Below are 15,824 nucleotides of genomic sequence, written 5' to 3' on the forward strand. Positions count from 1 at the left end.
TGTTTAATCATAGTTTAAGTTTTAAAATTATTATGCAAAAGTCTCAGAAAATCAAATGAATAGCTAAGGATTGCTAGGGATACCCTAGGGATTTAGTTACCCTAGTTTTTCAAAAATAAGAGGGTAACTCATAGGGTAACTGTGGTATGAGTTTTTAAGTAGATTTTTATGTTTTGTAAATAAAACATAAAAAAGCACTTAATCCCTTGAAGGAGAGTGTAAACTACTTGATTATAGGTTGTTGAGGTGTTTCTCGGTCACTAAAAAGTGATGTAAAAAAAGAAGCCTCACATAAAATGCAAGGCTTTCAGCGGAGAATGAGGGATTCGAACCCCCGGAGGTGTGACCCTCAACAGTTTTCAAGACTGCCGCATTCGACCACTCTGCCAATTCTCCATTAGCGAGGGCAAATATAAAACCCTTTTTTGTTTTGCTCAAACTTTTTAGTCTTTTTTTGAAAATATTTTTAATAATTTTTACACTACATTTGATTTTTATTTTTTTAGATGGATATAGCGCTTGAAGTATTAGGTTTAATTGTTATTGGTTTTGTTGCGGGCTCAATAAATACAATTGCAGGAGGAGGCTCATTATTAACGTTACCTATATTAATTTTTTTAGGTTTGCCACCAAGCGTAGCAAATGGTACCAATAGGATTGCCATTTTGTTTCAAAATATTTTTACAACTGCTGGTTTTAAAAGTAAAGGAATAATAACGTTCCCTTTTAGTATATATGTTGGAATATCTGCTTTAGTAGGTTCTTTAATTGGGTCTCAAATTGCAGTTGATATTAAAGGTGAAACGTTTAATAAAATTTTAGCCATGATTATGGTTATAATTGTTTTTTATATGGTTTTTAAACCTAAAAATACAATTGGAAATATAATAGAAAGAACTTCAGGAAAGCATTTATGGTTAAGTATTATACTTTTCTTTTTTGTGGGTATCTATGGTGGATTCATTCAAGCAGGAGTGGGTTTTATTATTTTGTTAGTTTTATCTTCAGTAAATAATCTTTCCTTAGTAAAAAGTAATGCTGTTAAAGTAACCGTTGTATTAATTTATATAATTGGTTCTGTACTTGTTTTTGCGTATAATAATAAAATTGATTGGCAAATGGGATTAACGCTTGCTATTGGAAATGCTGCTGGAGGCTGGTTTGCTAGCAGGTGGTCTGTAAATAAAGGAGATCAACTAGTTAGAAAATTTTTAATTGTGATGGTTATTATTTTGGCAATAAAACTGTGGTTTTATTAATTTTTTACATTCATAAATAAACCTTCAATTAAATTCTTTTTTTACATTTGTGTTTAAATCAATTATATGGCTAATTCATTCGGTAAATTATATACATTAACAACTTTTGGAGAATCTCATGGTGAAGCAATTGGAGGTATAATTGATGGTTGTCCTGCAGGGGTAAAACTTGATTTAATTGCTATTCAAAATGAAATGGATAGAAGAAAACCTGGGCAATCAAAAATTGTTACTCAACGAAAAGAGCCTGACGAGATTCAATTTTTATCAGGAATTTTTGAAGGAAAAACTACGGGAGCATCTATTGGTTTCATTATTAAAAATGTACACCAACGTTCAAAAGATTATTCACATATAAAGGATTCTTATCGTCCTTCACATGCAGATTATACATATGATAAAAAGTACGGTAATAGAGATTATCGCGGTGGAGGAAGAACATCAGCACGTGAAACTGCGAACTGGGTTGTTGGAGGTGCGGTAGCTAAACAAGTAATACCTGAAATTAAAATTAACGCATTTACATCATCAGTAGGTGATATTTTTATGGAAAAACCATATCAAGATGTTGATTTTACTAAAATAGAGAACAATATTGTTCGCTGTCCTGATGAAAATTCTGCTAAAAAAATGATAGCGCGAATTGAAGAGATTAAAAAGCAGGGAGATACAATTGGAGGCACAATAACCTGTGTTATTCAAAATGTTCCTGTTGGTTTAGGAGAACCAATTTTTGATAAATTACATGCGCAATTAGGAAAGGCAATGTTATCTATAAATGCAGTAAAAGGTTTTGAATATGGAAGTGGGTTTTGTGGAGCTAGAATGAAAGGAAGTGAGCATAATGATATTTTTAACGCGGATGGAAGTACAAAATCTAACCTTTCTGGAGGAATACAAGGTGGAATAAGTAATGGAATGGATATCTATTTTCGAGTTGCTTTTAAACCTGTAGCAACAATTATGAAACTACAATCTACAATTGATAAAGACGGAAATGTTTTAGAAATGCAAGGTAAAGGTCGCCACGATCCTTGTGTGGTTCCTAGAGCTGTGCCAATTGTTGAGGCATTGGCAGCAATGGTTTTAACTGATTTTATGTTGCTAAATAACTAATAAAAAAGGCTAAAATTAAATTTTAGCCTTTTTTATTACATAAAATATAATAGGAAAAGTATTGGAATAATAATTCCAAGTGCGGTGTAAATTCCGCCTCTTCCAGTAATTCCTTTTTTTCCTTTTGTTATAAAAAAAGAAGTCACAACAAATAAAATTAACGCCCCTGCATAAATATCAGAAAACCAAGTCCAAATTCTATTTGGGTTATAGTGTAAATAATTTGATTCATAAATAACAGAACGCCTTTTTAAATACTCAGCTATCCCATTTCCATTATTAATATTTACCAATACTGAAGATCCTCCTTTTAAAAATATTTTAAGTGTATTTTCATTTGAATAATAATGACTTTTATAGTTTTTTCTAGAATCAACCTCATCTAATAAATTTAAAATATTACTTTTTACCAAAGCTGTATTTTCTAAATTAATTGTAGTTGAAAAATGATTTGTCTCAACTTGATAATTTGGATTCCAATCAGCCATATGATTTAATGCAATACCTGAAATAGCATAAATTAAGGTTGTTCCTATAAAAAAGAAACCAATATCTCTATGAAGTATTCTACTCCATTTTCGTAAAGTTTTCATAGCCATCCTAACTAGTCAACTTTAGAGTGATTTACATATTTTAATGAGTAATTTGAGACATAAGCTTTGTTTTCAGCCTTCATTTGATCTCTATATTGTTGAATATGTTCTTTTTGAGCTTTCATTTGCTCCTCATTTGTAAGTCCTTCAGAATGACTTTTAATAAGATCTTCTTCCATTTTTAAACAATCAGACTCATCAATTCTTTCTTCAACCACAATACCAGTTACAGTAATTTGATTTCCTTTTAATGCCTCGTCAAATCGTTCATCTGAATTTACGTGAACATTACCTTCATCTGTTGCCATCAATATTTTCTTACCACCATGCTTACATACGTGATCTACAATACCATTAATTTTAATCTCTTTATTTACAAACTCACCTGCTTTGGTATCAAATTCGCCAATAGCTAACATTGGAGTTTCAACAGTTTTTATTTCTTCAACTTTTTTATTTTCAGTTTTACAAGAAATTACAGCAACAATTAGTGCTAAAACAAATACAAATTTTTTCATTATTTTTTAATTTTATGTTTATTAATTGAATGAGGGCTAAGTTACAATTGATACACAAAAAAAATAATGATTAATATCAGTTTATTTTTATTAAGAGTTTAAAATTTTAAGTGCAGTTTTAACTCCAATTCCAGTTTCAAAAGCATAATTACATGCTATTAAACTACTTTCAATGGCACTAATAGTTGCTAAAGTATCATTGTTATTTACACTTCCCATATGTCCAACTCTAAAATATTGAGTTTTATGTGATGGAAGTAAACCTCCTGCTAAAATAATATCATTATTTCCAATGTGTTTTAGAAAAGTGCCACCATCTATATTTTCAGGATAATAAATTGCCGTTAAAGTGTTTGCTGAAATGTCTTTTTGAAATGGTAATAATTGAAGGCCTAAAGCTAACATCGCCTCTCTAAAAGCCGTTGCTATTTGTTTATGACGTAAAAAACGATTTTCTATTCCTTCTGAAACAATATATTGTAAACTAACCTCCAATGCAGAAATTAAATTTACTGAAGGTGTTCCAAAATAGGAGGGGTTTCTATTTTCATAAGCTTCCATAATTGGTAGCCAATTGGTAAAGTCAGCATAATAATTTTGAACCAATGTTTTTCTGTTTTTAAAAACATTCATTGCTTTTTCAGAAACCATTAATAAAGCCAATCCTGGTGGGACTCCAATGGCTTTTTGAGAAGCAGTAAACACAACATCAATTCCCCATTTGTCTTGTTTAATTTCTTCACCAGCCACAGAACAAACACCATCTAAAATACTTAAAGTATCATATTTTTTGGCAAGTTTAGCGATTGGCTCAGGATCAACTAAAACGCTTGTTGAAGTATCAACATGTGTTATTGTAAGGAGTTTGTATTTCTTGGAAGAAAGTTCTTCTTCAATAGTATTTAATGAAACTGTATCACCAACTTCAGTAGTTAAAATAGTAACGTTGGCTCCATAACGTTTACAAATATTAGCATATCGTTCTCCAAAATATCCGGTAGAAATAATTAATACATTATCATTTGGTTCAATTAAATTTACTGCTGCCATATCCATTGCTAATGTTCCAGAGCCTGCCATTATAAAAGGTTGACCTGTTGGACTTTGCCAAACAGTTCGCATTAATTCTAAAGAATTTCCAAAAATTTCAATAAAATCGGCTGAGACGTGACTATCAGTTGGAGCACCTAGGGCTTGTAGTACATCTGGTTCAAATTCAATTGGTCCAGGAATCATTAATAGTTTTCTACCTTTCATATTTTAAACGTGTTTTGATAATTGAAAGGTGAAATTTACAAAACATAGTTGACGTTTTGTGTAACTTAGAAGTATTTTATGTAATGAATAATTATAAAAAAATTATTACATTGCTGGTAAATCTCCTTCGCCTTTAGTAGGTAAATTACTATAGCCCATTAAGTATTGATCTACTTTTCTTGCAGCTTCTCTACCCTCTGAAATAGCCCAAACAATTAGCGATTGTCCTCTACGCATATCTCCAGCAGTAAAAATATGAGGTATATTGGTTTGGTATTCATTTCCAATATAATTACTTCGACTATCAACTTTTACACCTAATTGCTCGCTTAAAGTAGATTCAGGACCTGTAAAACCTAATGCGAGCAATGCTAAATCACAAGGCCACGTTTTTTCAGTTCCCTCAATTTCAATTAACTGAGGTCTTTCACCAGGATTCATCTTCCACTCAACTTTAACTGTTTTTAAGCCTGTTAGCTCACCTTTTTCATTACTTATAAATTCTTTGGTATTTATCAACCAATTTCTTTCGCAACCTTCCTTATGTGAAGTGGATGTTTTTAATTGAAGAGGCCAAAAAGGCCAAGGCGTTGTTGGACTTCTTTTTCCAGGTGGTTTTGGCATAATTTCGAAATTAGTTACTGATGTTGCACCTTGACGATTTGAAGTACCAATACAATCTGAACCTGTATCACCACCACCAATTACAATTACATTTTTATTGGTTGCTAAAACCTGATCTTTAACTTTTTTTCCTAAAACAACCTTTGTAGCTTGAGTTAAGAAATCCATGGCTTGAACAACTCCTTTACTTTCAATACCTTTAGTAGGCAAGCTTCTGCGTTCTGTTGCTCCACCGCATAAAACCACGGCATCAAATTCATTTAATTTTTTTATTGAATAATTTACACCAACATTTACATTAGTGTAAAATTCAATACCCTCTTCTTTTAATATTGCAATTCTCCTATTTATAATGTCTTTTTCTAATTTAAAATTTGGTATTCCATAGCGTAATAATCCACCAATTTCATCATCTCGTTCAAAAACGGTGACTTTATGTCCAGCTCTATTTAATTGTTGTGCGGCTGCTAATCCTGCTGGTCCTGATCCAACTATTGCTACAGTTTTACCCGTTTGTGTACTTGGCGTTTGAGCTTTAATCCATCCTTCTCTAAATGCACGTTCAACTATATTTTTTTCAATATTTTCAATTGAAATAGGGTTGTCTATAATTCCTAGTACACAAGCTTGCTCGCATGGCGCAGGACATAAACGTCCTGTAAATTCAGGAAAATTATTTGTAGTATGCAAAATATAGGAAGCCTTTTTCCATTCTCCTTTATGCACCATTTCATTAAAATCGGGAATTAAGTTTCCAAGAGGACATGCACTGTGACAAAAAGGAATTCCACAATCCATACAGCGAGATCCTTGATTTGTAATGTCAGCTTCAGCTAGTGGTTTTGTGAACTCGTTATAATGAGTAACACGTTCTTTAACGGACTTATATGTTTCGTCTTTTCTTTGATATTCTTTAAAACCTGTTATTTTTCCCATACTATAATGCTGTTAATTCTTCTATCATTGGCTCTTCAGTTTCTAAACGTTTTAAAGCACTTTTATACTCTATTGGCATTACTTTAACAAAGTGACTTAAGCTTTTTCCCCAATCTTTTAATAATTCTTTACCTCTATTACTATTTGTATAAAGCACATGTTTTTCAATTAATTCTTTTAAATCCTCAGCATCTTGTTTTTCAATAGGGTCAAATTCAATTGTTTCAGTGTTACACAAACCATTTATAAATTTATTTTCAAGATCGTAGATAAAAGCAATACCACCACTCATTCCTGCTGCAAAATTACGTCCTGTTTTACCGAGCACAATTACTTTTCCGCCTGTCATATATTCACATCCGTGATCGCCAACACCTTCAACTATGGCAGTTGCTCCTGAATTACGAACGGCAAAACGTTCACCAGCGATTCCATTTATATAGGCTTCACCTTCAATAGCTCCAAATAAACATACATTACCAACAATAATATTATCTTCAGCACGAAAATTTGCTTTTACTGGTTTTTTTACGATAATTTTTGCTCCAGATAGCCCTTTTCCTAAATAATCGTTACTATTTCCTTCAATTGTAAAAGTTAATCCGTGGGTCCCAAAAACACCAAAACTTTGACCAGCAGAACCAGTAAAATTAATACTTAAGGTATCTTCTGGCAAACCTAAATGACCATACACTTTCGAAATTTCATTACTTACTATGGCACCTACAGAGCGATCCATATTACAAATAGGATAGTTTAAAACCATCTTTTCTTTTCTAAATAAGGCTCTATGTGAATCTTTTAAAATTTCTAAATCGAGTACCTCATCTAAAAAGTGCTCTTGCTTTTCAGAATTTCTTAAATCCATTTTGTCATAGCCTTCAGGTACATATAAAATTGAAGATAAATCTAAACCTTTAGCTTTATAATGTGTAATGGCTTTATTAGAATTTATTTTTGAAGTTTGCCCAATCATTTCTTCCATAGTTCTAAAACCTAATTGAGCCATGATTCCGCGTAATTCCTCTGCAATATAAAAGAAGAAATTAATCACGTGTTCTGGGGTGCCTTTAAAGTTTTTCCGTAGCTCTTTATCTTGGGTTGCAATACCAACTGGACACGTATTTAAATGACATTTTCTCATCATAATACAGCCAGAAGCTACTAATGGAGCAGTTGCAAAACCAAATTCTTCAGCTCCTAAAAGAGCAGCGATAGCAACATCTCGTCCCGTTTTTAACTGCCCATCACATTCAACAACAATTCTACTCCTTAGGTTATTTAGCACCAATGTTTGTTGTGCTTCTGCCAAACCAAGTTCCCAAGGTAAGCCTGCGTGTTTTAATGAAGTTAAAGGAGAAGCACCTGTCCCACCGTCATAGCCCGAAATTAAAACCACATCAGCTTTTGCTTTTGCAACACCAGCTGCAATAGTACCAACACCAACTTCAGAAACTAATTTTACATTAATTCTGGCTTCTCTATTTGCATTTTTTAAATCGAAAATTAATTGTGCTAAATCTTCAATTGAATAAATGTCATGATGTGGAGGAGGAGAAATTAATCCTACAAAAGGAGTTGAATTTCTTGCAGATGCAATCCAAGGTAATACTTTTTCCCCTGGCAATTGTCCACCTTCACCAGGTTTAGCTCCTTGTGCCATTTTAATTTGAATTTCTTCAGCATTGGTTAAATAATGTGAAGTGACTCCAAATCGACCGGATGCTACTTGTTTAATTGCTGAATTACGACTATCACCATTTACATCTTTTTGAAAACGTCTTCTATCTTCACCACCTTCACCTGAATTACTTTTACCACCAATACGATTCATAGCAATCGCTAAGTTCTCATGCGCTTCTCGTGAAATTGATCCGTAAGACATGGCTCCCGTTTTAAAACGTTTTACTATTTCTGTCCAAGGTTCAACTTCATCAATAGGGATGGGGTCAAAGTTGTTAAATTCAAATAAACCTCGAATAGTCATTAAGTGTTTCGCTTGATCATTTACAGCTTTAGCATAAGCATCATAACTTTTTTGATCACTTAGTCGAACGGCTTGTTGTAATTTTGATACTGTTGTTGGATTGAATAAGTGTTTTTCTCCACCTCGTCTCCAACGATAATGGCCACCAATATTAAGTCCTAATCTATTTTTAATTAATGTTTTAGGATATGCGTAGTCATATCTTTTAGAAATTTCTTTTTCAATTTCATATAAACCAATTCCTTCAATTCTTGAAGTTGTATATGGGAAGTATTTTTGAACAAATTTTGAGTTAAAACCAACAATCTCAAAAATTTGAGAACCTCTATATGAATGCAATGTAGAGATTCCAATTTTATTCATAATTTTTAAAATACCTTTTCCAATAGCTTGGTTAAAATTGTCGACAGCTTGTTGTTCATTAAGGTTCGTAATAAATCCTTTTTGAACTTGAACCCGAATAATTTCATTCACCATATATGGATTAATTGCACTTGCACCATAACCAAATAAAGTAGCAAATTGATGAGGTTCTCTAGGTTCAGCAGATTCAATAACAATATCAAAATATGAACGTTTTCTTAGTCGATTTAATGAATGATGAACGTACGAACACGCTAATAAAACCGGAATAGGAGCAAATTCTTTATTTACACCTCTATCAGATAAAATAATGATGTTTGTTTTGTTATCAACAGCATTTGACACTTGATTTACAATATCTTCTAGTGCATCTTCTAAACCGTTTAATCCTCTTTCTTTTTTGTAAAGAATTTCAATTGTAATTGATTTAAAATCGGCTAACGAGATATTTCTTATTTTTTCTAAATCTTTGTTAGAAATTACAGGATTTTGAATCTTAAGCTTTCTACATTGCCTTTCTGAAATGCTAAAAATATTTCGATCTTTACCTAAAGCTAAACTAATATCTGTAACAATTTCTTCTCTAATACCATCTAAGGGAGGGTTTGTAACCTGCGCAAATAATTGCTTAAAATAGTTTGAAATTAGTTGAGGTCTATCAGATAAAACAGCCAATGGTGTATCAATTCCCATAGAACCAAGAGCCTCTTTGCCATTTTGAGCCATAGGAGTAACCACTACCTGAATATCTTCGGTTGTGTAATTAAATAATCGCGATCGTGTTTTTAAATCTAAGGTTTCAACTTTATGAATTTCTTTTGTTTCTGGAATATCTTTTAAATTTTTTCGAGTTTTGTCTAGCCACTTTTTATACGGCCTTTCTAGAACAATTTTGGCTTTTATTTCTTCATCATTAATAATTCTTCCTTCATTCATATCAACCAAAAACATTTTTCCGGGTTCTAACCTTCCATGTTTTTCAATGTCTTCAGGCGCAATATCAACAACACCAATTTCAGAAGACATGATTAATTTACCACTTTTTGTTACCGTGTATCGGGAAGGTCTTAATCCATTACGGTCTAAAAGTGCACCAATATAGTCACCATCTGTAAAAGGAATTGAAGCTGGACCATCCCAAGGCTCCATAATACAAGCATTGTATTCGTAAAATGCTTTTCTTTCTTCAGACATGGTAACATGTTTTTCCCAAGCTTCGGGAATCATCATCATCATAACTTCAGGTAAAGATCTTCCTGAAAGCGTTAATAATTCTATCACCATATCCATAGAAGCAGAATCAGATTTTCCAGGTAAAATAATTGGAAATAATTTCTCAATTTGATCACCAAAAATATCACTTTGCATAATTTCTTCACGAACGCGCATTCTACTTACATTACCTCTTAGTGTATTTATTTCTCCATTTTGGCACATCAGTCTAAAAGGTTGGGCTAATTCCCAAGAAGGCATTGTATTGGTTGAAAATCGTTGGTGTACAAGTGCTAATCTTGTCACTAAATCTGGTTGTTGTAAATCAATAAAATAAGGCCCAATATCTTCAGGCATAATTATACCTTTATAAATAAGTGTGGTATGTGAAAAACTTGAAACGTAGAAATAGTTACTTTGAGACATTTTTGAAGCCGCTATTTTATGTTCTGCAATTTTTCGTGCAGCATAAATTTTTGCTTTAAAAATTGCCTCTTTTTTAATTTCACCTTTGCCAACAAAAATTTGTATGATAGTAGGCTCTTTATTTAATGCGATTTCACCTAATTGAGAAGAATCAACGGGGACTTTTCTCCATCCTAGAATTTCCAGCCCTTGATTTGTAATTTCTTTTTCAAATAGTTCTTTACAATATGAATACTGATTTTTTATCTTTGGCAGAAATACCATTGCCACTGCATATTCTCTAATGGGAGGTAATTTAAATTTACAAACTCTATTAAAATATTTATGCGGAATATCTATTAAAATACCTGCTCCATCTCCAGTTTTACCATCAGAACTTACTCCACCCCGATGTTCTAGTTTTACTAAAATTTCTAAAGCATCGTGGATGATTTGATTTGTTTTCTTCCCATTCAAATTACATATAAATCCTGCACCACAGTTTTCATGTTCAAATTCAGGTGTGTATAGTCCTTGTTTTAATATCATAAATACATTTATAGAATTATGGTAAAAATAGAAAATATAGCAGTAAATACTTTAAAAATCTACGAATACGTTATAGTAAATTCATAGAATAATGAATTGTATTAAAAATAATTTAAAAAAATAAAATCCCTATTTTTTAAAGTAAATACTTCCATAGAATTCTTAAGCCAACGAAAGCAATTAATAGTGCTGTTCCTTTTTTAACATTAGAAGGAGAAATTAATGTAATACTTAGTCTTGAGCCAATTTGCCCGCCAACAAATACAGTACACATTAGAATTATAGTTATTATCGGTTCAATAGAAAAATCTGGATTAAAATATTGCCCTCCTAGACCGGCCATTGAGTTGACTAAAATAAAAAAACTTGAAGTAGCAGCTATTCTTTTAGGAGTATCCCATTTGGTTAAGTGTAATAAAGGAGCCAGAAATATGCCTCCACCAATTCCAACCATTCCTGAAACAAAACCTATAAGCCCTCCGTAAGAAACATCTTTAGTCAACGAATTTTTAAAATTATAAGTTTCAGATTTTTTTGTAATATATTTTGAACTCCACATTAAAACAGCGGCAACAATTAAAGTAATTCCTAATAAAACAAAGAAAAACACTTGACTAATTTTTAAATATCCTCCTATAAAAGCCAAAGGAATACTTATGAGTACTAACGGAACTATTTTTCTCCAATTGAACAATTTGTTTTTAATATATAAGTAGGTACCTCCTGAAACAACCACAATATTACAAAGCAAGGCAATTGCTCTCAGTTGTGTAAAAGCTAATGAACTTAAAGCTAAAACAGCTAGATAGCTTGAGCCACCTCCAAATCCAAAAGAGGAATACAAAATTGCAATCACAAAAAATAAAAGTATAATTTCCCAGTTTGTATAAATTGCTTCAAGTACCAAGTGTATATCCATAAATTTTAATAATGAAGGTCAAAAATAAAATTATTAATTTTATTTACTTCACTAAATGAATATTAAATTCAATTTATAATTAGTGGCTCTATAATTATATGGTATTGTTCCTTTTAGATTTAATAATGTTAAAGTTTATTCGTGTATATTATGCTAAATTAATATATTTATGCTAAATTAATATATAGAAGTATGGAATTTTGTCCAAATTGTAGATCAAAGGAGTATGTTAAGAGCGGCATAATAAAGGGTAGACAGCGCTATAAGTGCAAAAAATGCAATTATTTTTTTACTGTCAATAAGATTGGAAAACAAATTGATTCCTATTATGTTAATAAAGCATTACAGTTATATTTAGAGGGGCTAAGTTATAGAGAAATAGAGCGAATACTTGGAATATCACACGTAAGTATTATAAACTGGGTAAAGAAATATAATATTAAGCGCCCTTACAGTTTTGAATATCATTCTACGTATAAAATTTTAAATGCTACTGAATTAGCGAAGTACTTTTCTGAAAATAAAAATTTGATTGGAGCGGGGGTAATTGTTACAGAATTAGGAGATAAGTATATGTTAATTCGGTGGGAGCGTTTTAAGGATTAGCTATACTATTTAGCAGATATATATATCATTTTTTATTTAACTATTATTTATTTTCATCTTGTAGTGAATATTTAGAACAAAATATTTTCGATTAACTAACCAAAAATTTACAAGATGAAAAAATACAAATTACTAATTCTTAGTATTTGTCTACTCGCATTTCAATTTTCTTTTTCTCAAGGTTCACCAGATTATAATGGTGGTTTCAAGGTAAAGTTCAATGAAGATGGTAGTAAATACTTAAGGATTATTTCTTGGGGGCAATTTCAGGCAATATATAATGACAATGTTCCTGATAATACAAATAATGTTAGTTTTAATGTACGTAGAGCCAGAGTTTTAACACTTTCTCAAATTACAAATAAATTTTTATTAGTAACTCATTTTGGATTAAATAGTTTGAATAGCTCAACGTTGCATCCCGTTGGAAAAGGTGATGGCGCTCAGCTATTTATGCACGACGTATGGGGTGAATGGAGTTTGTCTGATTCACACGCTATTGGTGCTGGTTTGCATTATTGGAATGGTATTTCAAGATTAAATAATCAAAGCACTTTAAATTTGTTAACCCTTGATAATAATCGTCAATCTTGGGCTACAATCGGAATATCAGATCAATTTGCGCGTCACGTTGGAATTTATTTCAAAGGTAAATTCGGAAAAAAATTCAAGTATCAGCTTGCAATAAATGATGCAATTACAAATGGACTAGATATGCGTACTCCTGAAAATGGAGGCTCAGCTGTCTATGGAGGAAAAAGAATTTTAGGATCTAAAGATGCAGGTTTTGCTTATGCTGGCTATTTTGAATTCAATTTTTTAGACGGGGAATCTAATTTCTTACCGTATAGAGTAGGTACTTATTTAGGAACTAAAAAAGTCTTTAATGTAGGTGCTGGTTTTTTTGCGCATCCTAGTGGATCTGTTATATCAACACAAACTAGCGAATTAAAAGGAGAGAATGTTTCAATTATGGCTATAGATGCGTTTTATGATGCGCCTATAAATGATGATGGTAGTGCAATTACTGCATATGCTACATATCAATCTAATGATTACGGTAAGGATTATTTGTATAGTGCTTATGGAACAGGAAGCATGTTTTATACGCATGTTGGATATGTAATTAAAGGAGATGTTACAAAATCTAGATTTCAACCTTACCTGTCTTTTGCCTCAAATAGTTACGACGCTATTGCTGATAACCGTAATGTTTTTGGTGCTGGAGCTAATCTTTATTTAAGCGGTCACAATTCGAAGTTAACGTTAGAATATAAAAATGAAAAATTTGGAGCTACTAGTACAGGTACTGTTGCGCTTCAGGCTATGATTTACCTTTAATAAATTTAAATTAAACAATTATGTCAAAAGAAAGTATGAAAGCATATTGGAAAGAAAATATTAGGTATTTAGCAATTTTGCTAAGTATATGGTTTTTAGTTTCCTATGTATTTGGAATTTTATTAGTTGATCAATTAAATGAGATTAAACTTGGAGGTTTTAAGCTTGGTTTTTGGTTCGCACAACAAGGATCAATGTATGTGTTTGTTGTCTTAATATTCGTTTATGTAAAATTGATGAATAAACTAGACAAAAAATATGGTGTTGATGAATAATTAATCTTTAAAAATTAAAAAATCATGGGAATATTAACATGGACATGGATACTTGTTGGAATAACATTTGCCTTATACATTGGAATTGCAATTTGGGCTAGAGCAGGATCTTCAAAAGAATTTTATGTTGCTGGAGGAGGAGTTCCTCCGATAATGAATGGTATGGCTACTGCTGCCGACTGGATGTCTGCGGCATCCTTTATATCACTGGCAGGGATTGTATCTTTTACTGGATATGACGGATCTGTTTACTTAATGGGTTGGACTGGTGGTTATGTGCTTTTAGCACTATTATTAGCACCGTATTTAAGAAAATTTGGAAAATTTACAGTGCCTGATTTTATTGGAGATCGGTACTATTCAAATACGGCGCGTATTGTTGCTGTAATCGCTGCATTAATTGTTTCTTTTACATATGTAGCGGGTCAAATGAGAGGAGTTGGAATTGTGTTTTCGAGATACTTAGAAGTAGATATTGATACAGGTGTATATATAGGTATGGCAATTGTTTTATTTTATGCTGTTTTAGGCGGTATGAAAGGAATAACATATACCCAAGTTGCTCAATACTGTGTGTTAATTTTTGCTTTTATGGTTCCAGCAATATTTATTTCTTTTCAAATGACAGGAAATCCAATTCCTCAACTTGGTTTTGGTGGAGCAGGTGAAGATGGTGTATATTTATTAGATAAATTAGATGGATTACAGCGAGAACTTGGTTTTCATGAATATACTTCAGGTAGTAAGTCAATGATTGATGTATTTGCAATTACCGTTGCCTTAATGGTTGGAACTGCAGGTTTACCTCACGTAATTGTACGTTTTTTTACTGTACCTAGAGTAAAAGATGCTCGTGTTTCTGCGGGTTGGGCATTATTATTTATAGCAATTTTATACACAACAGTGCCTGCAGTAGCTGTTTTTGCTAGAACTAAGCTAATTGAAACAGTTAGTAATGCGGAGTATGCTGAATTACCAACTTGGTTTGGAAATTGGGAAAAAACAGGATTGTTGAAGTTTGATGATAAAAATGGAGATGGAGTTGTTCAATATGTTGCAGATAAATCAGTGAATGAATTAACTATTGATCGTGATATTATGGTCTTAGCAAATCCTGAAATAGCGCAATTACCTAATTGGGTGATAGCATTAGTCGGAGCAGGAGGACTTGCAGCAGCATTATCTACAGCTGCCGGATTGTTATTGGTAATAGCATCATCCATTTCACATGATTTATTTAAAAAAATTATAAAGCCTGATATTTCTGAGAAAGGAGAATTAATAGCAGCTCGTTTAAGCGCATTTGTTGCAGTTTGTATTGCTGGGTATTTTGGAATAAATCCACCTGGATTTGTCGCCGCCGTGGTTGCCTTAGCTTTTGGATTAGCAGCAGCCTCATTTTTCCCTGCAATTTTATTAGGAATTTTTGATAAGCGTATGAACAAAGAGGGAGCAATATCAGGAATGATAGTTGGGTTGTCTTTAATGTTTTATTATATGGCGAAATTTAAATTAGGGTGGATAGGTGATATGCCACCTGCAAGTGAATGGTGGTTTGGAGTTTCTCCTGAAGGATTTGGAACAGTTGCAATGGTTGTTAATTTTATAGTTTCAATTGTTGTTTCAAGATTTACATCAGCACCACCTGAAAAAGTTCAAGAAATAGTTGAACACATTAGAATACCATCCGGAGCAGGTGAAGCTAGCTCGCACTAATAGATAGATAATTTTAAGCAGCACTTTATTTTATAGTGCTGCTTTTAGTATATTTAAAACTAATTATAACACTTGTGAAAAAAAGACATCAACAAAAATTAATAGTACTTTCTGTACTACTTTTATGTTTTTTTAATATACCATTAAT

12 protein-coding genes and 1 tRNA gene are annotated in these 15,824 nt (G+C 32.1%); 6 read left to right on the top strand and 7 right to left on the bottom strand.

Going from position 1 to position 15,824, the window contains the following annotated elements; all coding sequences use genetic code 11:
• Positions 1 to 311 precede the first annotated feature (311 nt).
• Positions 312 to 396: transfer RNA gene (locus HKP59_RS00470), tRNA-Ser, on the bottom strand.
• 110 nt (positions 397 to 506) lie between these two features.
• Here HKP59_RS00470 and HKP59_RS00475 point away from each other — a divergent pair.
• Complete coding sequence (locus HKP59_RS00475) at positions 507 to 1,259, top strand: sulfite exporter TauE/SafE family protein (RefSeq protein WP_291802527.1); 753 nt, start codon at positions 507 to 509, stop codon at positions 1,257 to 1,259.
• A gap of 66 nt (positions 1,260 to 1,325) precedes the next feature.
• Positions 1,326 to 2,375 carry a chorismate synthase gene (gene aroC, locus HKP59_RS00480; protein ID WP_291802528.1) on the top strand — a complete coding sequence of 350 codons (1,050 nt, stop codon included), beginning with the start codon at positions 1,326 to 1,328 and terminating at the stop codon, positions 2,373 to 2,375.
• A 35-nt stretch (positions 2,376 to 2,410) separates the two neighbouring features.
• On the opposite strand, the gene HKP59_RS00485 is transcribed toward aroC, so the two are convergent.
• The 6 genes from HKP59_RS00485 to HKP59_RS00510 form a co-directional block, all read right to left on the bottom strand.
• Positions 2,411 to 2,968 (bottom strand): PepSY-associated TM helix domain-containing protein, encoded by a 558-nt coding sequence (locus HKP59_RS00485; protein ID WP_291802530.1) that lies wholly within the window; start codon positions 2,966 to 2,968, stop codon positions 2,411 to 2,413.
• An 11-nt stretch (positions 2,969 to 2,979) separates the two neighbouring features.
• Positions 2,980 to 3,486 carry a hypothetical protein gene (locus HKP59_RS00490; RefSeq protein WP_291802531.1) on the bottom strand — a complete coding sequence of 169 codons (507 nt, stop codon included), beginning with the start codon at positions 3,484 to 3,486 and terminating at the stop codon, positions 2,980 to 2,982.
• Positions 3,487 to 3,576: 90 nt separating this feature from the next.
• The gene (locus tag HKP59_RS00495) at positions 3,577 to 4,743 is read right to left on the bottom strand and encodes an alanine--glyoxylate aminotransferase family protein (protein WP_291802533.1); all 1,167 of its coding nucleotides are present in this window, start codon (positions 4,741 to 4,743) and stop codon (positions 3,577 to 3,579) included.
• A 105-nt stretch (positions 4,744 to 4,848) separates the two neighbouring features.
• Positions 4,849 to 6,303, bottom strand: coding sequence for a glutamate synthase subunit beta (locus HKP59_RS00500; RefSeq protein ID WP_291802534.1), 1,455 nt, complete (start codon positions 6,301 to 6,303; stop codon positions 4,849 to 4,851).
• 1 nt (position 6,304) lies between these two features.
• Positions 6,305 to 10,819, bottom strand: coding sequence for a glutamate synthase large subunit (gltB, locus tag HKP59_RS00505; RefSeq protein ID WP_291802535.1), 4,515 nt, complete (start codon positions 10,817 to 10,819; stop codon positions 6,305 to 6,307).
• A 136-nt stretch (positions 10,820 to 10,955) separates the two neighbouring features.
• Positions 10,956 to 11,738, bottom strand: a complete 783-nt coding sequence (locus HKP59_RS00510) for a sulfite exporter TauE/SafE family protein (RefSeq protein ID WP_291802536.1) — start codon at positions 11,736 to 11,738, stop codon at positions 10,956 to 10,958.
• A gap of 192 nt (positions 11,739 to 11,930) precedes the next feature.
• Here HKP59_RS00510 and HKP59_RS00515 point away from each other — a divergent pair, with 192 nt between their 5' ends.
• The 4 genes from HKP59_RS00515 to HKP59_RS00530 all read left to right on the top strand — a co-directional run bounded on the left by HKP59_RS00515 (position 11,931) and on the right by HKP59_RS00530 (position 15,676).
• Complete coding sequence (locus HKP59_RS00515; RefSeq protein WP_291802537.1) at positions 11,931 to 12,344, top strand: helix-turn-helix domain-containing protein; 414 nt, start codon at positions 11,931 to 11,933, stop codon at positions 12,342 to 12,344.
• Positions 12,345 to 12,458: 114 nt separating this feature from the next.
• Positions 12,459 to 13,685, top strand: coding sequence for a hypothetical protein (locus HKP59_RS00520; RefSeq protein WP_291802539.1), 1,227 nt, complete (start codon positions 12,459 to 12,461; stop codon positions 13,683 to 13,685).
• A 20-nt stretch (positions 13,686 to 13,705) separates the two neighbouring features.
• Entirely contained in the window at positions 13,706 to 13,960 is a 255-nt protein-coding gene (locus HKP59_RS00525; RefSeq protein WP_291802540.1) for a DUF4212 domain-containing protein, read from the top strand.
• Between the two features lie 24 nt (positions 13,961 to 13,984).
• On the top strand, positions 13,985 to 15,676 hold the full coding sequence (locus HKP59_RS00530) for a sodium:solute symporter family protein (protein WP_291802542.1): 1,692 nt from the start codon (positions 13,985 to 13,987) through the stop codon (positions 15,674 to 15,676).
• Positions 15,677 to 15,824: the final 148 nt, after the last annotated feature.

Origin of the sequence: Lutibacter sp. (assembly GCF_013041805.1) — a bacterium.
GTDB lineage: Bacteria > Bacteroidota > Bacteroidia > Flavobacteriales > Flavobacteriaceae > Lutibacter.

Excerpts from the sequence above, each read along its gene's own strand:
- aroC (WP_291802528.1), top strand. The coding sequence starts at position 1,326 with ATGGCTAATTCATTCGGTAAATTATATACATTAACAACTTTTGGAGAA.
- HKP59_RS00520 (WP_291802539.1), top strand. The coding sequence starts at position 12,459 with ATGAAAAAATACAAATTACTAATTCTTAGTATTTGTCTACTCGCATTT.
- HKP59_RS00485 (WP_291802530.1), bottom strand. The coding sequence starts at position 2,968 with ATGAAAACTTTACGAAAATGGAGTAGAATACTTCATAGAGATATTGGT.
- HKP59_RS00510 (WP_291802536.1), bottom strand. The coding sequence starts at position 11,738 with ATGGATATACACTTGGTACTTGAAGCAATTTATACAAACTGGGAAATT.
- HKP59_RS00495 (WP_291802533.1), bottom strand. The coding sequence starts at position 4,743 with ATGAAAGGTAGAAAACTATTAATGATTCCTGGACCAATTGAATTTGAA.
- HKP59_RS00515 (WP_291802537.1), top strand. The coding sequence starts at position 11,931 with ATGGAATTTTGTCCAAATTGTAGATCAAAGGAGTATGTTAAGAGCGGC.
- HKP59_RS00530 (WP_291802542.1), top strand. The coding sequence starts at position 13,985 with ATGGGAATATTAACATGGACATGGATACTTGTTGGAATAACATTTGCC.
- HKP59_RS00475 (WP_291802527.1), top strand. The coding sequence starts at position 507 with ATGGATATAGCGCTTGAAGTATTAGGTTTAATTGTTATTGGTTTTGTT.
- HKP59_RS00500 (WP_291802534.1), bottom strand. The coding sequence starts at position 6,303 with ATGGGAAAAATAACAGGTTTTAAAGAATATCAAAGAAAAGACGAAACA.
- HKP59_RS00490 (WP_291802531.1), bottom strand. The coding sequence starts at position 3,486 with ATGAAAAAATTTGTATTTGTTTTAGCACTAATTGTTGCTGTAATTTCT.
- gltB (WP_291802535.1), bottom strand. The coding sequence starts at position 10,819 with ATGATATTAAAACAAGGACTATACACACCTGAATTTGAACATGAAAAC.
- HKP59_RS00525 (WP_291802540.1), top strand. The coding sequence starts at position 13,706 with ATGTCAAAAGAAAGTATGAAAGCATATTGGAAAGAAAATATTAGGTAT.